The 17,934-nt window shown below is 68.9% G+C and carries 17 protein-coding genes; 12 read left to right on the top strand and 5 right to left on the bottom strand.

The annotated features are described in order from the left end of the window. Positions 1-76 precede the first annotated feature (76 nt). From MSZK_RS08910 to MSZK_RS08865, 10 genes are read left to right on the top strand one after another with little or no spacing between them, the layout of a single operon-like run. On the top strand, positions 77-1,132 hold the full coding sequence (locus MSZK_RS08910; RefSeq protein ID WP_099246996.1) for a hydrogenase expression protein HypE: 1,056 nt from the start codon (positions 77-79) through the stop codon (positions 1,130-1,132). A gap of 30 nt (positions 1,133-1,162) precedes the next feature. Next, positions 1,163-2,959 (top strand): nickel-dependent hydrogenase large subunit, encoded by a 1,797-nt coding sequence (locus tag MSZK_RS08905; RefSeq protein WP_099246994.1) that lies wholly within the window; start codon positions 1,163-1,165, stop codon positions 2,957-2,959. 3 nt (positions 2,960-2,962) lie between these two features. Beyond that, positions 2,963-3,829, top strand: a complete 867-nt coding sequence (locus MSZK_RS08900) for a NifU family protein (RefSeq protein ID WP_099246992.1) — start codon at positions 2,963-2,965, stop codon at positions 3,827-3,829. Positions 3,830-3,840: 11 nt separating this feature from the next. Next, positions 3,841-4,455, top strand: a complete 615-nt coding sequence (locus tag MSZK_RS08895; RefSeq protein WP_099246990.1) for a DUF5947 family protein — start codon at positions 3,841-3,843, stop codon at positions 4,453-4,455. Further along, positions 4,452-5,126, top strand: a complete 675-nt coding sequence (locus MSZK_RS08890; protein ID WP_099246988.1) for a DUF6084 family protein — start codon at positions 4,452-4,454, stop codon at positions 5,124-5,126. The genes MSZK_RS08895 and MSZK_RS08890 overlap by 4 nt, the downstream gene beginning before the upstream one ends. After that, entirely contained in the window at positions 5,123-6,436 is a 1,314-nt protein-coding gene (locus MSZK_RS08885) for a hypothetical protein (protein WP_099246986.1), read from the top strand. Before MSZK_RS08890 ends, MSZK_RS08885 begins: the two co-directional genes overlap by 4 nt. A gap of 27 nt (positions 6,437-6,463) precedes the next feature. Continuing rightward, the gene (locus MSZK_RS33550) at positions 6,464-6,583 is read left to right on the top strand and encodes a hypothetical protein (RefSeq protein ID WP_099246984.1); all 120 of its coding nucleotides are present in this window, start codon (positions 6,464-6,466) and stop codon (positions 6,581-6,583) included. A 6-nt stretch (positions 6,584-6,589) separates the two neighbouring features. Beyond that, the gene (locus tag MSZK_RS08875; protein WP_099246982.1) at positions 6,590-7,069 is read left to right on the top strand and encodes a hydrogenase maturation protease; all 480 of its coding nucleotides are present in this window, start codon (positions 6,590-6,592) and stop codon (positions 7,067-7,069) included. Positions 7,070-7,073: 4 nt separating this feature from the next. After that, positions 7,074-7,322 carry a HypC/HybG/HupF family hydrogenase formation chaperone gene (locus tag MSZK_RS08870; protein ID WP_099246980.1) on the top strand — a complete coding sequence of 83 codons (249 nt, stop codon included), beginning with the start codon at positions 7,074-7,076 and terminating at the stop codon, positions 7,320-7,322. Then, a complete protein-coding gene (locus MSZK_RS08865; RefSeq protein ID WP_099246978.1) occupies positions 7,319-8,050 on the top strand; it encodes a DUF6390 family protein in 732 nt (243 codons plus the stop codon). Before MSZK_RS08870 ends, MSZK_RS08865 begins: the two co-directional genes overlap by 4 nt. Here MSZK_RS08865 and MSZK_RS08860 read toward each other — a convergent pair. After that, positions 8,007-10,175 (bottom strand): SpoIIE family protein phosphatase, encoded by a 2,169-nt coding sequence (locus MSZK_RS08860; protein WP_233211188.1) that lies wholly within the window; start codon positions 10,173-10,175, stop codon positions 8,007-8,009. The genes MSZK_RS08865 and MSZK_RS08860 overlap by 44 nt on opposite strands. Before the next feature lie 93 nt (positions 10,176-10,268). Further along, entirely contained in the window at positions 10,269-11,288 is a 1,020-nt protein-coding gene (locus MSZK_RS08855; protein WP_233211187.1) for an NAD-dependent epimerase/dehydratase family protein, read from the bottom strand. A gap of 122 nt (positions 11,289-11,410) precedes the next feature. Between MSZK_RS08855 and MSZK_RS08850 the strand changes: the two genes are divergently transcribed. Then, entirely contained in the window at positions 11,411-11,764 is a 354-nt protein-coding gene (locus MSZK_RS08850; protein WP_142389902.1) for a hypothetical protein, read from the top strand. 34 nt (positions 11,765-11,798) lie between these two features. Here the strand turns inward: MSZK_RS08850 and MSZK_RS08845 are convergent, their stop codons facing one another. The 3 genes from MSZK_RS08845 to MSZK_RS08835 all read right to left on the bottom strand — a co-directional run bounded on the left by MSZK_RS08845 (position 11,799) and on the right by MSZK_RS08835 (position 16,218). Further along, entirely contained in the window at positions 11,799-13,157 is a 1,359-nt protein-coding gene (locus MSZK_RS08845; protein ID WP_099246970.1) for a neutral zinc metallopeptidase, read from the bottom strand. An 80-nt stretch (positions 13,158-13,237) separates the two neighbouring features. Then, on the bottom strand, positions 13,238-15,403 hold the full coding sequence (locus MSZK_RS08840) for an acyl-CoA dehydrogenase (protein ID WP_099246968.1): 2,166 nt from the start codon (positions 15,401-15,403) through the stop codon (positions 13,238-13,240). 56 nt (positions 15,404-15,459) lie between these two features. Next, entirely contained in the window at positions 15,460-16,218 is a 759-nt protein-coding gene (locus MSZK_RS08835) for an SDR family NAD(P)-dependent oxidoreductase (RefSeq protein ID WP_099246966.1), read from the bottom strand. A gap of 162 nt (positions 16,219-16,380) precedes the next feature. Here MSZK_RS08835 and MSZK_RS08830 point away from each other — a divergent pair, with 162 nt between their 5' ends. Next, positions 16,381-17,916, top strand: coding sequence for a molybdopterin-dependent oxidoreductase (locus tag MSZK_RS08830; protein ID WP_099246964.1), 1,536 nt, complete (start codon positions 16,381-16,383; stop codon positions 17,914-17,916). Positions 17,917-17,934: the final 18 nt, after the last annotated feature.

Raw genomic sequence — 17,934 nt, 5'->3', positions numbered from 1 at the left:
AACGCCGCGCAAGAGGGCCGACGGTCGACTCCGGCGGCGCCAGGGACGGACAGCTCCCGTCCCGGGAAGCTGCGCAATGCCGACAGAAGCAGCAGTCAAAGCAGAACAAACTCTGATCCACGTTCTGTGGATCAACGCGGGCCTCAGTTGCGACGGTGATTCGGTGGCGCTGACTGCCGCCACCCAACCCAGCGTCGAGGAGATCGCCCTCGGCGCCCTGCCGGGTCTCCCTCAAGTGGCGGTGCACTGGCCGTTGATCGACTTCGAGTGCGGCCCCAGCGGCGGCGCGGACGATTTCCTCGAATGGTTCTTCCGAGCCGACCGCGGCGAGCTGGAACCGTTCGTGCTCGTCGTCGAGGGTTCGATTCCCAACGAACAACTGCACACCGAAGGCTACTGGTGCGGGTTCGGCAACGACCCGGCCACCGGCCAGCCGATGACCACCAGCGCCTGGCTGGACCGGCTGACCCCCAAGGCGACCGCGGTGGTCGCGGTGGGGACCTGCGCCACCTACGGCGGCATCCACGCCATGGCCGGAAACCCGACCGGCGCCATGGGAGTTCCCGACTATCTGGGCTGGGACTGGAAGAGCAAGGCCGGCATACCCATCGTGTGTGTGCCGGGCTGCCCGATTCATCCCGACAACCTGTCCGAGACACTGACCTACCTGCTGTACATGGCCACCGGGCAGGCGCCGATGATCCCGCTCGACGAGGCATTGCGTCCGCAATGGCTGTTCGGCAAGACCGTTCACGAGGGGTGCGATCGGGCCGGCTACTACGAGCAGGGCGATTTCGCCACCGAGTACGGCTCACCCAAGTGCATCGTCAAGCTCGGATGCTGGGGCCCGGTGGTGAAATGCAATGTGCCCAAACGCGGTTGGATCAACGGTGTCGGGGGCTGCCCCAATGTCGGCGGTATCTGCATCGGCTGCACCATGCCGGGGTTCCCGGACAAGTTCATGCCGTTCATGGATGAACCGCCGGGCGGCAAGCTCTCGACGACGGCCTCCGGGCTGTACGGATCGGTGATTCGCAACCTGCGTGAGATCACCGGGCGCACCGTCGACAAGGAGCCGCGCTGGCGGCACAAAGGCAAAGACCTCACTACCGGCGCCCGGCGCACCTGGTAGCCACCCCCGATCGACAAGGTCTGAAGTTCGATGACAACCATCATTCCCGAGCCCTCGCAGATCAAGAACGAACCGGGCGCCCTGGTCGAAATGGCCTGGGATCCCATCACCCGGATCGTCGGCAGCCTGGGCATCTACACCAAGATCGATTTCGAGAACCGCGAAGTCGTGGAGTGCCACAGCACTTCGTCGATCTTCCGGGGCTACTCGCTGTTCATGAAGGGCAAGGACCCGCGCGACGCCCACTTCATCACCAGCCGGATCTGCGGCATCTGCGGCGACAACCACGCGACCTGCTCGTGTTACGCACAGAACATGGCGTACGGTGTCAAGCCGCCGCACCTGGGCGAGTGGCTGATCAACCTCGGCGAAGCCGCGGAATACATGTTCGACCACAACATCTTCCAGGAGAACCTGGTCGGCGTGGACTACTGCGAGAAGATGGTCTCCGAGACGAATCCGAGCGTGCTCGCCAAGGCCGAGAACACCGCCGCGCCGCACGCCGACGCGCACGGCTATCGCACCATCGCCGACATCATGCGGGCGCTGAACCCGTTCACCGGCGAGTTCTATCGGGAGGCCCTGCAGGTCAGCCGCTACACCCGGGAAATGTTCTGCCTCATGGAGGGCCGGCACGTACACCCGTCGACGCTGTATCCCGGCGGTATCGGCACGACGGCCACCATCCAGCTGATGACCGACTACATGACCCGGCTGATGCGCTATGTCGAGTTCATGAAGAAGGTCGTCCCGATGCACGACGACCTGTTCGACTTCTTCTACGAGGCTCTACCGGGCTACGAGAAGGTCGGCCTGCGGCGCACCCTGCTGGGCTGCTGGGGCTCGTTCCAGGACCCCGAGGTGTGCAACTTCGCCTACCGGGACATGGCCGACTGGGGACGGGCGATGTTCGTCACGCCCGGCGTGGTGGTGGACGGCAAGCTGGTCACCACGTCCCTGGTGGACATCAACCTCGGCATCCGAATCCTGTTGGGCCACTCCTACTATGACGACTGGACCGACCAGGAGATGTTCGTGCGTACCGACCCGCTGGGCAATCCGGTGGACCGCCGCCATCCCTGGAACCAGCACACCAACCCGCATCCGCAGCGGCGCGACTTCGACGAGAACTACAGCTGGGTGATGTCACCGCGCTGGTTCGACGGCACCGATCATCTGGCCCTGGACACCGGTGGCGGTCCGCTGGCCCGGCTGTGGTCGACCGCACTGGCCGGCCTGGTCGACGTGGGCTACGTCAAAGCCACCGGACGCAGTGTGCAGATCAACTTCCCCAAGACGGCGCTGAAGGGTCCCGTCGAGCTGGAATGGACGATCCCGGCGCACGGCAGCAACACGATCGAGCGCAACCGGGCCCGAACCTACTTCCAGGCGTACGCGGCGGCGTGTGCGCTGCATTTCGCCGAGAAGGCCCTCGCCGAGATCCGCGCGGGCCGGACGAAGACCTGGGAGAGGTTCGATGTTCCCGACGAAGGCATCGGCTGCGGCTTCACCGAGGCGGTGCGCGGGGTGCTCAGCCACCACATGGTGATCCGAGACGGCAAGATCGCCAACTATCACCCCTATCCCCCGACGCCCTGGAACGCCAACCCGAGGGACAGCTACGGCACCCCCGGCCCATACGAGGATGCCGTGCAGGGCCAGCCGATCTTCGAGGAGAACGATCGGGAGAACTTCAAGGGCATCGACATCATGCGCACGGTCCGCAGTTTCGACCCGTGCCTACCCTGCGGCGTGCACATGTACCTCGGCCAGGGCAAGTCGCTGGATACGCTGCACACCCCGACGCAGTCGCTGACCGGGGAGTGAGCGGTGGACCGCGACGCGCACTGGCGGTCGGCGGGTGAGCGGATACAGAACCTGCTGGACGCCAGCGCGGTCGGCGGGCCGGCGGCCGCCGCACGCGCCGAACAGCTGGTCCGCGAACTCGTCGACCTCTACGGGGCAGCGCTGACCCGGGTGGTCGAACTCGTCGACGGCGCCACCGCGGAGCGGCTGGCCGCCGACGACCTGGTCGCCAGCCTGTTGCTGGTGCACGGGTTGCATCCGCACAATGTGAGGCGGCGGGTGGCGCACGCCTTGGACACCGTGCGGCCCTACCTCGGCTCGCACGGCGGTGACGTCCGACTGGTGGACATCAGCGGCGGTGTTGTGCAGCTTGCCTTTTCGGGAAGCTGCCGAGGCTGTCCCTCGTCGGCGGTGACGCTGGAGCTGGCGGTGCGGGACGCCGTTGCGGCTGCCGCGCCGGAGATTGCCGCCGTCGAAGTGGTGCCGACCGATCCCGATGACGGCCCTGCGGTGATACCGGTGCAATCGCTGATGTCACGGATGCGTGACGGCAGCCGGAGCACCTGGCACCCGGTCCCCGAGCTCGCCGAGTTGCGCACAGGTGAGGTCGCGGGTTTCGCGGTCGGCGGCACCGTCGTGCTGGCCTGCCGCGCCGGTGACGACCTGTTCGTCTATCGCGACAACTGCCCCGGCTGCGCAGGATCGCTTGCCGGGGCAACTGTTTCGGGTGTCGTCCTGCGCTGTCCGCGCTGCCACGCCCGCTTCGACGTCGCTCGTGCGGGTGCCGGGATCGCAGGCACCGGCAGCCATCTCGAACCCGTTCCGGTGCTGATGCGCGACGGTGTGCCGTCGGTGGCGCTGACCGCCGAACCGATGGGAGTTCTCCTGTGACGACATCACCGATGGAGGTACTGGCCCGGATCCGCACCGCCCGACCACCGTTGCAGCGCAGCGCCGAGCGATGCGAGATGTGTGCCGATCCGATTGCCGACGAGCATCGCCACGTCGTGGATGTCGATGCGCGCCAGCTGATGTGCGTGTGCCGGGGATGCTATCTGTTGTTCACCGATTCCGCTGCCGCGATGCGGTACCGCGCGGTTCCCGACCGCTACCTGGCGTTCCCGGACTTTGCGCTGGGCCGGCGCGAGTGGGATGCCCTGCAGATACCGGTGGGCCTCGCGTTCTTCTTCCACCACTGCAGGCTGGACCGCACGGCGGCCTTCTATCCCGGGCCGGCCGGAGCATGCGAATCCGAGCTGGACATGGCAGCGTGGGCCACCGTGAGCCGCGATCCCCGGATCGGTCTACTCACCGACGACGTCGAAGCGCTGTTGGTCCGGGTGCCCGACTCCGGAGACGCTCCCCAATGCTTCCTCGTGCCCATCGACGCCTGCTACGAGTTCGTCGGCGGACTTCGGCTGCTCTGGCGCGGATTCGACGGCGGCACCCAGGCGCGGGAGTACATCGACGGGTTCTTCACCCGGGTCGCCGAACGTGCGGTGGTACAGCTGCCATGACGAGCGACGTGACGTTCCAGGTGCTCGACGTGACGCCCGAACGTTACGCGGTGACACCCAGCCTGGCGGCGGAGGTCGGCATCACCGCCTCCGGTGACGCCGCGATATCGGCCATCGCCCTGCGCTGTCAGGTCCGCATCGAACCGCAGCGCCGGTCCTACACCGACGTCGAGGCGGCCGGACTGCTCGACCTGTTCGGTTCGCGCGACCGATGGTCTGCCACCCAGCGCAGTTTCCTCTGGCTGCACGCCACGGCCATGGTGCCGGGGTTCGTCGGTACCACCCGGGCCACGCTGCCACTGGCGTGCACCTACGACGTCGAGGTGACCGGGGCCAAATACTTCCACGCCCTGCATGCCGGGGTGATTCCGCTGCAATTCCTGTTCAGCGGGACGATTTTCGATGCCGGCCGACAGGCACTGCAGGTGCGACAGGTGTCCTGGGAGTGTGAGGACTCGTTCGACCTGCCCGTCGCCGCGTGGCGTGCCCTGGTCGCGCAGCACTATCCCGACACGGGATGGGTGCGCCTGTCCCACGACACCATCGCCGCCCTGTGCTCGTTCAAGTCGGAGCGCGGACTGCTCAGCGCCGACGACGCGGTCACCCTTCTGTTGGCCGCGGCCGGCCGTCCCACGCTCTGCACCAACGGATCGGGCCGGGAGCAACCGTGACCGCCGGCTGGGACCGGGCCCGCGCCGTCGCCGACGCGGTGCTCTACGAGGGGTACCTGCTCTATCCCTACCGGGCATCGTCACGAAAGAATCAGTGCCGCTGGCAGTTCGGTGTCCTCGGACCACCAGGCGCGGCGGAGGCCGGGATCGGCGAGGAAGGATCACTGGTCACCCAGTTCCTCGTCGCGCAGGGCGACACACTCACGCTGGTCGTGCGTTGCCTGCAATTGCAGCACCGGCAGGTCGAGCGTTTCACCGACGGGCACTTCGTCGGAGTCGACGAACTTCTCACGCCGGGCGGCCGGTGGCTGACCTGGGATGAAGCCACCGAGTGCGAGATCAGCATCGGGCCGCTGGATCTGACCGATCCTGGCCGGTCATGGACGTCTGCGGTGACGGTGCCCGGCGGTACCACGGTCGAGACGGTCGAGGGTGGCCGGCTGATCCGCACTCGGCGCGACCTTCGCGGCGCGGTCACCGTCGACGTGGATCGCGACGACGGCATGGATCGGGTGAGCCTCACCGTCGCCAACATCTCCACTCCGGCCACCGAAGCGACCGACGCCATCGCCGGTTCCATGATCGGCACCCATGTCATCGCCGACATCCACGGCGGCCGGTTCGTCTCCCTGCTCGATCCGCCGCCGCAGGCCGCCGCGGCGGCGGCCCGGTGCCGGCACTCCCGGTGCTTCCCGGTGCTGGCCGGTGCGCCCGGTGAGCAGGACCTCCTGCTGGTGTCCCCGATCATCCTCTACGACCACCCGCAGGTGGCCGAGCAGAGCGAAGGTGCCCTCTACGACTCCACCGAGATCGACGAGATCCTCACCTTGCGGGTGCTGACCATGACCGAGGAGGAGAAGACTCAGGCCAGGGCCACCGATCCGCTGGCGGCGGCGATCGTCGAACGCTGCGAGGCGATGTCGCCGGAGGCGATGCAGCGGCTGCACGGGGTGCTGCGCGATCCGCACGCCGGCACCGCCCGCGGTGGTCTGGTCCCCGAAGTGCCCGACGGCGTCGACTGGTGGGATCCGTCGGTGGACCGTGAGGTCCGCCCCGACGTCGACGCCGTCCTGATCTCCGGTATCCCGGTGGCTCGGGGAAGCCGGGTGCGGCTGAGGCCGGGACGCCGGGCCGACGCCCAGGACATCTTCGTCGCGGGGCGCACCGCCCGAGTCACCTCCGTTCACGAAGACGTCGACGGCAACACCCATATCGGCGTGGTCGTCGAGGACGACCCCGCCGCTGATCTGCACCAGTGGTACGGGCGCTACCTCTACTTCGCGCCCGACGAAGTTGAGCCGCTGGTCTGAAGAGCCGTCCGAAGAAGGGAATTCGATATGGCAGTCATAGGGTGGATCGCCACCAGCCTGGTGGCGGTCGTCGTGGTGGCCGGTGTGGTGATCGGGGTCCGGTCGATCCCGGACGTCCAGCGCTACCTGCGGATGCGGCACATGTAGCCCGCAATGCAGCCACGCATTCTGGTCGCTGGGATCGGCAACATCTTCCTCGGCGACGACGGGTTCGGGTCGGAGGTGATTCGCGCGCTGGGCCAGACGCTGGCCGCTACGCAGGACGTGCGGGTGACCGACTATGGCATCGGCGGCATGCACCTGGCCTACGACCTGCTCGACAGCTGGGCGGCACTGGTGCTCGTCGATGCGCTGCCGGACCGGGGCCGCCCGGGAACCGTGCACGTGTTCGCCGCCGAGCACGAGTCCTTGAGCACCGCAGCGGCATTGGATGCCCACGGGATGGATCCCGGCGCGGTGTTCGCCAGCTTACGGGCACTGGGTGGAGCCGCACCGCCCACCGTCGTCGTGGGCTGCGAAGTCGCCGACGTCGCCGACGGGATCGGGTTGAGCGACCCGGTGCGCGCGGCGGTACCTGCGGCAGCGGATGCGGTCCGCACCACGGTGGCGATGCTGCGCGAACGGGAGGTGTGAGCCGATGTGTCTGGGCATACCGGGCCGGGTGATCGGCGTGCTGGACGGGTACGGCGGACAGCTGGCACTGGTGGACGTTGCCGGCGAGCAGCGGCGAGTGAACATCGGGATGCTGCCCGAGCAGACCTTCGTTGCCGGCGACTGGGTGATCATCCACCTGGGTTTCGTGGTGGAGAAGACCGACGAGCGCGGCGCCGAGGCCGCGCTGGCCGGGCTGCGGCTGATGGGCAGCGGACTCGACGAGGCCCCGTGACCGCGCCGCCACCCACCGCGCGGCATGGCTGGGAGTTGTTCGCCCGCTTCGCGTTTCCGCCCAACGAACTGGGTTACTGCGGCCCGCCGGACGCCTCGGTCTTGCTCCCAGGCCATGGCTGCGACGAGATCACCGGACATGCACACGGTTTCGACGGCGCTTGGCCGTACCTCGAGGAGATCGCCGCCGCCGCCGGGGTAGTCGACCCGCTGGACACCGAGGTGGTGCGCAGTTACTGGGTGGGCGGTCCCCTGCTGGCCGCTGTCGATGCGAGCACCCTCACGGTCCGGCTGCGCCACGTCTTCGCCCGACAGCCCACCGGCCTTCTCGACCGGATCGACGGACAGGCATTGGCCCATCACAGCTTTCACGTCTTCGTCGTCTACCCGTGGGTGCGGTTCCTCGACGCCGATCCGGCGACGCCGCTGCGCATCCTGCAGGCCTGCCGGATCCGCTGGGGGATGGTCGATTCAGTCGGCGAGGAGCACGTCGTGCTGGTGTCGCGGGCGCTGGGATTCGAAAACGGCCGGCTGCAGCTGGGGCGGCCTGCGCCGGAGACGGTGCGCTGGCGTCGCGACGGGATCTCGCTGGCACCTCCGCCCCACCCGGGGGACATCATGGCCGCCCATTGGGATTGGGCCTGCGGGCGACTGCGCGCCGACGAAGCCGCCGCGCTGAGCGCGGCTACCTCGACGACGCTGGAGCTGGTGAACTCGGTCCGCCGATAGCACCGATGGCCCCAAAGCGCACCGCCACCACGCAGACGTCGTCGTCGCGCGGCCGCGGCGCAAGGGTCTGGGTCAGTTGCCTGCAGGCCGCGGGAAGTGACTCGTCACCGCGCCACCGGGCGACCAGGTCGGCCACCCGCGCCATCCCGGATTCGATGTCCTGCCCGCGCCGTTCGATCAGCCCGTCGGTGTACATGACGAGGATGTCCCCTTCACCGACCTCCACCGTGCCCTCGCTGTAGGACGCCCGCTCGACCGGTCCCAAGACCGGGCCGTGCGCCCCGGCGAGCCGGATGACCGTTCCGGTCGCCGACCGCCGCAGCAGCGGCGGCGGGTGTCCGGCCGCGCCGTAGGCCAGGGTGCCCGACTCCGGGTCGAGCACCGCCACCCCCATCGTTGCGAACTTTCCGTTGCTCGCGAGCCGGGTGAAGGTGTTGAGCGAGCCGAGCAGCTGCGCCGGTGCCAGGCCCTGCAACGCCAGCGCCCGCCCGGCACTGCGCAGCTGCGCCATGTCCTCCACTGCCGGAAGACCGTGACCGACCACGTCACCGACGGCGAGATACATCCGCCCGTGCGGCAATTCCAGCGCGTCGTACCAGTCACCCCCGAGACCCTGGACGACGTCGGCCGGTTCGTAACTCACCCCGACATCCACCCCGTCGATCAACCCGGGACTGGTCGGCAGCACCGCCGCCTGCAGCACCGCCGCACGAGCGTGTTCGTCGGCATATACCCGCGCCCGCACGAGTGCCTGGCCGATCATGGTGGCGACCGCCGACGTGTAGGCGAGCTGCGCGGTGTCCAGCGGCTGCGGATCGCCCCAGGCCAACACCAACACGCCAATCGCCTTGCCACCCACGGTCAACGGCCAGCTGGCCACCGCCGCGCCGCCGCTGGCCACCATCCACCGAGCGTTCTCCGGGTAGCGCCGGCGATACTCGGCAACGGTGCGGATCAAGACCGGTCTCCCGCTGCGAACGGCGTCGGTGGCCGCGGTCGACTCGTCGAGCGCCACGCCGCCGGCGAACCGCTGGACCACGAAGTCGGGATAGCCGCCCATCGCCACCCATTCCAGGGCGGTCCCCTCGTCGTTGATCAGCCCCACGGTGAGCGCCTGAGCGCCCGCGTCGTTGATCACTTGACCGACCACCGCGTCACCGATCTGGCTCTGGGTGATCGCGCCGGACAGCAGCCGGCCGAGGTTGGCGAGCGTCTCGAGGCGGGCTCGCTCCCGGCTCTCGGCCTGCCGTTGCCGGACCGCGGTGACACGCCCGGCGGCCTCCTGCGCGGTCAGCATCGCCACCAGCACCACGACCGCGATGAACGCCTGGGCGATCGCCAGTTGGCCCGGCGCGTGTAGGTCCAGGTTCTCGAAGCTCGAATAGCCGGCGTTGGCCATGACATTGGCGGTGAAGGCCAGCACCCCGCCACAGAGTGCGGCGCCGATCATGTCGAGACGCAAAGCGGCCCACGCCATCACCGGAAGCAGGAACAGTGCGGGCGGAAGCTCGAGCCGAAACGCCACCACCGTCAGCCCCGCCATCGCGGCCAGAACCAGTGCCGTCTCCAGCTTTCGGGCGCGCAGCAGGTGCGACTGCAAGGGCCACAACAGGATCGGCGCGCCGATCATGAGGACGCCGACCCCATCACCGGCCCACCAGTGCAACACCGCCATCGGCCATGAACTGTTGTTGTTGGCCGCGGTGACCAGCCCGCCGATCAGCGCCCCTGCCAACGGGCCCAGGATCATCGCTCCGGCCACGAACCGGGCGAGGTCGCCGCGCTCGCGGAGGTCCGGGGGGCCCTTACACCAGGCCCGCACCAGTGACGCACCGACCACCGGTTCCACCGAGTTGGCCAGCGCGAACCCGGCCGCGACCGGGACGGCGGTCCCATACCGCAGGTCGACGGCCAGTTCGGCCACCACCACCGCGGCGACGATCACCGGCCACAGTGACCGGCGGGTCAGCAGCATGGCCGCGACGGTCACCCCGGCGGGCGGAAAGAAAGCCGGCCCGATACCCGCGCCGAATGTCTGCCACGCCAGGACCGAACCGGCCAGGTAGGGCAGCGCGACCCAACCGAACAGTCCGCTGGCGAAGCCGATCCGAGCGCGCAGACTCACAGCGTTCACGCGGTCGGTCCAGGTGATCGGTGGATCGACCGGCCCGCGCGCACGTCACGAGCGTAGTCACCAAGGAATCAACCGGCGGGTTTCTCAGCGATCGCGGGCAAACTCGCTGCGGTTGCCAGGGTGCCGGGTGAAGAACTCCGCCGCCTGCCGGATCGACTCGTGGACGTCGTGGGGCTGCCAGCCCAGTTCCCGGACCGCCTTGCCGTGGTCCATCGGCGCCATGATGTGCATCAGCCGAACCGTGGTCGGATTCAACGGCAGATCGCGGCGGGTGGCCGCGGCGGCGAGGCCGCCCAGGGCACCGATCGCCGTCATCACCGGCTTGGGGATGCCCCATCGCGGCGCCGCGCGGCCGGCCGCGCGCGCCGCCGTCTCGTAGAGCTCGCGGTAGGACAAGTAGCGCTCGGAGATGATGTAGCGCTCCCCCACCCGGCCGTGGTCGGCAGCCAGCACCAGCGCCCGAGCTGCGTCGTCGATGCCCACCACCTCGGTGGCCATGCCGGCCAGGTAGAACGGCAGCTTGCCGCGGGCCGCGGCGGCGACCAGCGAGCCGTGCGGGGTGGGCTGCCAGTCACCCCCGCCGTAGGTGTTGGACACGCACAGCGCGACCGCCGGCAGCGCTTTCTCCCGGCAGTAGTCCATCACCAGCTGCTCGGCCGCGACGCGTGAGCCGATATAGCCGCCGGCCTTACGTCCCCACGTGAACGGGGTGTCTTCGTCCACGAGGCCGCCGCTACCGAGCCCGATGGTCCCGATGGTGCTGGTGAACACGAACCGACGCAGGTCGGCGCGCACGGCGACATCGAGGACGTGGCGCAACCCCTCGACGTTGGTCCGGTACAGCGGCGCAGGGTCGCGCAGGTTGGCGCGGGTGTCCACGACACAGTGGAACACCACGTCGCAGCCGTCCATCGCCTCGCGCAGCACCGCGTCGTCGAGGATGTCGCCGTAGAACCGCCGCACCGGAAGGTCGTCGATACCGCGGGTCGAGCTGGTGGGGCGCAGCATCACCCGGACCGCGTCCCCGCGCTCGACCAGCTGACGGGTCACGTGCGAACCGAGGAAGCCGCTCGCGCCCAGAACCAGTTTGTCGGTGCCCGCCACGTCCCGCAGCATGCCCGATCGGCACCGCGGGAGACAAGATCCGCGAAGTGTTCACAGCTATTTTTCGGACAGCGGCGCTACGATCGCCGCCGAGTGGACAATCCGGAGGTCAGGCGATTTCGATGGACGCGACAGCTGGGCCCGACGCCACCGTTCGTCGTTGGGTCTCGACGCTCTTGGGCGGGCTCGGCATCCTGGCACTGGGGGTCCTGGTGGCCGCCGTCGTCAGCGTGTCGCACGAGTCGTCACACCCCGCCGGACATGCTCATCCGGTGGCGACGTCCGGCAGCGCGCTCGCGACCGCAAGTCACACCACAACCATCGCGTCGCCGTCGGCTGCGCCGGCCGGGTCCTGGGCAGTGACGGCGATCGGCGCCACCCACACGGCAACGCCGCTGGCAACCGCGCCCAAGCACGAACCCAGTGTGCGCCAACGACTTCACGACATGTTCCCACGACTGTTCCCCGGGCACTGACGACCCGAATCCCCGCGAAAGCGCGGCCGCGAATTCAGTCCTTCAGGCAGGCGCCCGCCCCGTTGAGGACACCGTCGCGGTAGTGCCGGATCCGTTCGAAACCGGCGCCCTGCCGTTCGACGTCCCCGTCGCCGCGGAACACCAGCAAAGCCGTGATCGCCTCGTCCAGGTCACCGGGTGAGATGCCGAAACTGCTGGTATCCGAGCGGTTCTGCAGCAGCACGCTGGCGGTGTAGGCCCCGGCGAAGCAGTCCCCGCGCAGTGACTGGGTCTTGTCGTCGGACGTGTCGTTGGCGCGGGTCATGGCGGCCAGCCCGAACTGGGTGGCCAGCAGGGTGGCCACCGCGAAGTCGCCGCCCTTGCGGTACACCGTGGGCATCGCGTCGACGTTGTCCCAGCCGATGTAATCGTCGGGGACGCAGTAGAACAGGGCGTATCCCTCGGCGCGGGTTCCGCCGCACATCGGCGGGTTGGCCGGGTCGAACGGCTCGAGACCTTTGACCGGCACCCACACTTCGCCGTTGGTCAGCTCCGGGTAGACGTGCGTCCAATAGTCCTCGATGTCGTAGGGCACGTTGTTGACGATCGAGTCGTAGGGCATGTCGCCGCCGGCGGCCTCGTCGGCGGCGTTCTGGAAGGGAAGCTCGACGACCACGGGGTCGTCGTCGCGATACGCCTTGCACGCGGTGGGCCCATTGTCGTAGCCATCTTGGAACGCGCTGACACGATCAAAGCCGCTGCCGTGCGCCGACGGGTCGATATTGCTGGTGCCCGGTGAATCCCGCAGTTCCAGAATGCCGGCCAGGGCGTTGTCCAGGTCGGCGGCGTTGACCTTGTACGCCCCGGACGCCTGGGCGTGCTTGGCCCAGCCGCCGGCGAAGCAGTCGGCCTGCAGTTCCTTGGTCACCGTGCGGGCGGTGAAGTTGGAGCGGGCCTGGACGGCGTGGCCCCATTCGTGCGCCAGCACGATGGGGATCACGAAATCCCCGAATTTGGACTGCAATTCGGGCAGCAGTGTGGCGGCGTCCCAGGCCACCACGTCCTTGCTGGCGCAGTAGAAAGCGTTGCCGGAGATGTCGGCTGCATCCGACGCGCACGGCGGCAGGTCGCCCGAGGACGGAATCACCGCGAAAAAGCCACCCTCGATCGGGCGGTAGTCATCACCGTAGAGCTTGGGATATTCGTCGGCCCAATACTTCTGGAGGTCGGCGATGGCCGAGACCGCGATCTTGTTGACCGAGGCGGAGGCATCTCCGTTGATCGTGATCTCGTCGGGCGCCGTCTTGGCGACTGGCGGCGTCTGGACGAGGGCGTCGGGAGCGGCAGGCTTGGGCCCGCCACAGGCCGCCAGGGCGACGGCCAGCGCAGCGAAGAGCAGACCTTTGGTACGCATGGACGAACATTAGCCACTGCTCACTACCCCTGCGGTGAATCCGGCAGAAACGGTTTGCCGACACCGCACCGTCGTGCGAATTACTTGATCAGCGGGTCACGCGGCATGCCCAGGATTCGCTCGGCAATCTGGTTGCGGGTGATCTCAGAGGTGCCGCCGGCGATCGACAGCGCGCGCGAACCCAATGCGGTCCGGCCGGCCAACTCACCTTCACCGCCGTCGAGGGCGATATCGGGACCGACCAACGCCGCGGCAATGGTGCCCTGTTTCTGGAACTGCTCGGCCAGGATGAGCTTGGTGATGTTGCCTTCCGGGCCCGGGCCCGCGCCCTCCAGCGCCCGCACCACCCGGCGCAGGTTCAGCAGCCGCAGCGCCTGGTCGTCGGCGAGGAACTGACCCACCCACTGCACCGCGCCCGCCACCCGGTCCCCGTGCGCCTTCACCAGCGCCACCAGCCAGGCCGCCGCCGGCGCGATCGTGCCGGCGCCGCCGCCGATGCTGACCCGCTCGTTGCCCAGCGTGGCCCGCGCCACGGTCCAACCGGAGTTCGGCTCGCCCACCACGTCCTCGTCGGGCACGAACACGTCGTTGAAGAACACCTCGTTGAAATCGGCGCCGCCGGTGATCTGGCGCAGGGGCCGCACCTCGACGCCGGGCGCGTCCATGTCCACGATCACCGTCGTGATGCCGGCGTGCTTGGGCACGTCGAAATCGGTGCGGACGGTGGCCAGCCCGCGTTTGCAGTAGTGCGCACCGCTGGTCCACACCTTCTGACCGGTGATCGTCCAACCGCCGTCCACCCGGGTGGCCCGGGTCTTCACCGCAGCGGCATCCGAGCCCGCAGACGGCTCGGAGAACAGCTGGCACCAGATTTCGTCCTTGCGCAACGCCTTCTCGACGAATCTGTCGATCTGGGACGGTGTTCCGTGCTGGATCAGGGTGAGGATCACCCATCCGGTGATGCCGTAGTCCGGGCGTTTGACACCGGCGGCGGCGAATTCCTCCTCGATCAGCAGCTGCTCGACCGCACCTGCCGCGCGGCCCCACGGTCTGGGCCAGTGCGGCATCACGTATCCGGTCGCGATCAGTTCGTCGAGGCGGGCGTTCTCGTCCAGTTTGGCCAATTCGGCGGCGTCGGCGCGGATCTGGGTGCGCAGCTCGTCGGCCTCGGCAGGCAGGTCCAGGCTGTTGGCCCGGCTGCAGCCCGACTCGGTCAGGGTGAACACATCGGTGACCGGACCGTCCCCACCGAGTATCGCGCGCACGGTCAGCGCCCTGCGCAGGTGCAGATGCGCGTCGTGCTCCCAGGTGAACCCGATGCCGCCGTGCACTTGAATGTTCAACTCGGCGTTGCGCACATAGGCCGGAAACGCCAGCGCGGCGGCCGCCGCGGCGACCAGCTCGAACTGCTTGCGGTCCTCGCCGGCGGCCCGGGCGGCGTCCCACACCACGGCGATCGCCGACTCCGAGCCCACCACCATGTCGGCGCAGTGGTGCTTGATCGCCTGGAACGTCGCGATGGTGCGGCCGAACTGCTCGCGCACCTTCGCGTACTCGACGGCCGAATCGACGCAGTCGGATGCGCCGCCGGCGGCCTCGGCGGCAAACAGGGTGCGGGCCAACGCAACCGCCACGGTGTGCGCACCACTGAGCACGTTGCCACCAACAGCGACGTCCCGCAGCGAGACCCGGGCCGAGCGCCGGGCCCGGTCCAGGCTCCCCGGCGCCTCGACCGAGACGCCGTCGGCGCCGCGCTCCACCAGCACCACGTCGGCACCGGCGGCGAGCACGAACAGATCGGCCGACCCGGCGCCGAGCACCACCCCGGCATCGCCGCTAGCCGCCTCCCCGGCAACGGTGATGTCACCGCCGAATCCAATTGCCGCCGTGACGGATCCATCGACCAGACCGGGCAGCAGGCGACCTTTCTGCTCGTCGCTACCGGCAGCGGACACCACGGCGGAGGCGACGACGGTCGGCACGAACAGACCGGGGGCGATCGCCCGGCCGAGCTCGTCGATGACGACCACCAGCTCGGGCAGGCCGAATCCTGAACCGCCGTACTGCTCGTCGACGTGCAGCCCCAGCCACCCGAGGGCGGCCAGCTCGGACCAGAACGGCGGGCGGGTCTCCTCGGCATCGTCGGCGAGCAGGTCCCGCGTCGCCGCCCTGACCTTCTGCGTGGCAAGGAACGAGCGCGCCACCTCGCTGAGTTCGCGGTGGTCGTCGGTCAGTGCGATACCCATCGGATCCTCCTCGAGGCGGCGGTGCCTATTGCCCTAATGCCTTACCACAGCCGGGATCACTTGGGGGCGAAGCGCTGCCCGGCGTCCAGCCGGATGCACTGGCCGTTGAGCATCGGGTTCTCCACGATCGCGGCGACCAGCTTGGCGAATTCCTCTGGCCGGCCCAGGCGCTTCGGGAAGGCGGCGTCCTTGGTCAGCGCCTTGGCGAACTCGTCGGGGATGCCCTTGGTCAGTCCGGTGGCGAACAGGCTGGGTGCGATCGCCAAGGCCCGGATGCCGACCGGGCCGAGATCACGCGCCATGGTCAGGCACATGCCGGCGATGCCGGCTTTGGCCGCGGTGTAGGCGACCTGGCCGATCTGACCCTCGAATGCGGCGATCGAGGCGGTGTTGATGATGACGCCGCGCTCCTCGTCCTCGGGTTCGTTGCCGGCCATGTGCGCGGCGGCCAGGCGGCTGATGTTGAAGCTGGCGATCAGGTTGAGGTCGATCGTGCTGCGGAAGGTCTCCAGCGCGTGCGGGCCGTTCTTGCCGAACGTCTTCTCCGCGACCCCGCCGCCCGCGGTGGTGAGCACCACGTGCAGCCCGCCGAGCTGGTCGACGGCGTCGGCCAGCGCCTTCTCGGTGCCGGCGAAGTCGGTGACGTCCACCGGGATGAACGGGCCGCCGACGGCGGCCGCGACCTCGGGCCCGTCGGTGCCCTCACGGTCGAGAATCGCCACCTGGGCCCCGCGGGAGGCCAGCAGCTCCGCACTTGCCCGCCCGAAGCCCGACGCGCCGCCCACGACAACTACCTTCTTGCCCGAGATCTCCATCCGATCCTCCTGTCGGTCGAGGCCGGCACGGTAACCGTGCGGCTTACAGTTCGCTCTTCCATTCGCGGGACACCCTGGTGGCGCCCGAGCCGGTACGCACGTTACCGCTCGTCATCAATCGGTAATGACCAAGGGTGTCCAGCCAGCGGTAGGTTGGCTCGCATGGCCCAATCCACCACCGGTCTGCGGATGGGTGCCGGGGTGGCGGCCGCCGCCGTCGCGCTCGGTGTGGTCCAGCTGACGGCGGCGTTCTTCTCCCCCGCCGCCGATGCCCGCACGGCCGTGGGAACCGCGGTCATCAACGTGACGCCGGGTCCGGTCAAGGAGTGGGCGATCCAGACCTTCGGGACCGCCGACAAACTGTTCCTCTCGGTCGCGGTGATCGCGGTGATCGGGGTGCTGGCCGCCGCGGCGGCGGTCTGGGAGCGGTCCCGCATTCCGGTGGGGACGTTGGCGATCCTGGCTGCCGCGGTCCTCGGCAGCGTCGCGGTGCTGGCGCGGCCCGGCGCCCGTCCGGCCGACATCATCCCGACCCTGCTCGGCGCGGCATGCGGTATCGCGGTCTTACGGCTGCTCACCTCGGGCCGCATCGCCGACGGCAAGTCCACCGCGGCCTCTGATGCCGCCGGGGTCGATCCCGGACGACGGCTCTCACTGGTGACGCTCGGCTTCGCCGCGCTGGGGCTGCTGGGCGGCGTGGCCGGTGTCGTGATCAATCGCCGGCTGCACTCGGTGTCCGGTGACCGGGAGAACTTCGCGCTGCCCTCGGCGCCGCCACCGTCGCCGGTTCCGGCCGACGTCACGCCCCAGGGCGTCGCGCTACCCAGCTTCATCACTCCCAACGACGACTTCTACCGCATCGACACCGCGCTGAGCGTGCCGCAACTCGCCCGCGCCGACTTCCGGCTGCGCATTCACGGCATGGTCGACCGCGAGGTCAGCTACACCTTCGACGACCTGGCGAAGTTCGAAGTGATCACCAAAGTCGTGACACTGACCTGCGTGTCCAACCCGGTCGGCGGCAACCTGATCTCCAACGCCACCTGGACCGGCTATCGGGTCAGCGACCTGTTGCGCGCCAGCGGAATTCATCCGGATGCCGACATGGTGCTCTCGACGTCGGTGGACGGGTTCACCGCCGGGACACCGGTGGAGGCGCTGACCGACGGGCGGGAGGCGATGCTGGCGATCGGGATGAACGGCGTGCCGCTGCCCGTCGAACACGGTTATCCCGCGCGGCTGGTGGTGCCGGGTCTGTACGGCTACGTGTCAGCCACCAAATGGGTGGTCGATCTCGAGCTCACCCGCTTCGACCGAGTGCAGGCCTACTGGACCAAGCTCGGCTGGGCCGAGCGCGGCCCGATCAAAACCGAGTCGCGGATCGACGTGCCGCGTGACGGCCAGAAGGTGGCCAAGGGCCCGGTCACCTTCGGCGGGGTGGCGTGGGCACAGAACCGCGGGGTCAAGGCCGTCGAGGTGCGGATCGACGACGGACCGTGGCAGCCCGCCCAACTCGGGGCGGCCTACTCGAACGACACCTGGCGGCTGTGGAGCTTCCCGTGGACGGCCACCGCCGGCTTCCACACCATCACCGCACGCGCCACCGACAACACCGGCGCGGTCCAGACCGAGGACCAGGCGCCACCGGCGCCCGACGGTGCGACGGGGTGGCCCTCGGTCTCCTTCGAGGTCGCCTGACGCTCGGTGTCGGACGGC

The organism is Mycobacterium sp. shizuoka-1 (genome assembly GCF_002723835.1).
Classification (GTDB): Bacteria; Actinomycetota; Actinomycetes; order Mycobacteriales; family Mycobacteriaceae; genus Mycobacterium.
The sequence above is the reverse complement of the archived record's forward strand: the minus strand, read 5'-3'. Positions and strand labels throughout refer to the sequence as shown.

Bases quoted from the DNA above. Each gene is read 5' to 3' on its own strand.
- MSZK_RS08910 (WP_099246996.1), top strand. From the start codon at position 77: ATGCCGACAGAAGCAGCAGTCAAAGCAGAACAAACTCTGATCCACGTT.
- MSZK_RS08905 (WP_099246994.1), top strand. From the start codon at position 1,163: ATGACAACCATCATTCCCGAGCCCTCGCAGATCAAGAACGAACCGGGC.
- MSZK_RS08895 (WP_099246990.1), top strand. From the start codon at position 3,841: ATGGAGGTACTGGCCCGGATCCGCACCGCCCGACCACCGTTGCAGCGC.
- MSZK_RS08890 (WP_099246988.1), top strand. From the start codon at position 4,452: ATGACGAGCGACGTGACGTTCCAGGTGCTCGACGTGACGCCCGAACGT.
- MSZK_RS33550 (WP_099246984.1), top strand. From the start codon at position 6,464: ATGGCAGTCATAGGGTGGATCGCCACCAGCCTGGTGGCGGTCGTCGTG.
- MSZK_RS08875 (WP_099246982.1), top strand. From the start codon at position 6,590: ATGCAGCCACGCATTCTGGTCGCTGGGATCGGCAACATCTTCCTCGGC.
- MSZK_RS08870 (WP_099246980.1), top strand. From the start codon at position 7,074: ATGTGTCTGGGCATACCGGGCCGGGTGATCGGCGTGCTGGACGGGTAC.
- MSZK_RS08850 (WP_142389902.1), top strand. From the start codon at position 11,411: ATGGACGCGACAGCTGGGCCCGACGCCACCGTTCGTCGTTGGGTCTCG.
- MSZK_RS08845 (WP_099246970.1), bottom strand. From the start codon at position 13,157: ATGCGTACCAAAGGTCTGCTCTTCGCTGCGCTGGCCGTCGCCCTGGCG.
- MSZK_RS08840 (WP_099246968.1), bottom strand. From the start codon at position 15,403: ATGGGTATCGCACTGACCGACGACCACCGCGAACTCAGCGAGGTGGCG.
- MSZK_RS08835 (WP_099246966.1), bottom strand. From the start codon at position 16,218: ATGGAGATCTCGGGCAAGAAGGTAGTTGTCGTGGGCGGCGCGTCGGGC.
- MSZK_RS08830 (WP_099246964.1), top strand. From the start codon at position 16,381: ATGGCCCAATCCACCACCGGTCTGCGGATGGGTGCCGGGGTGGCGGCC.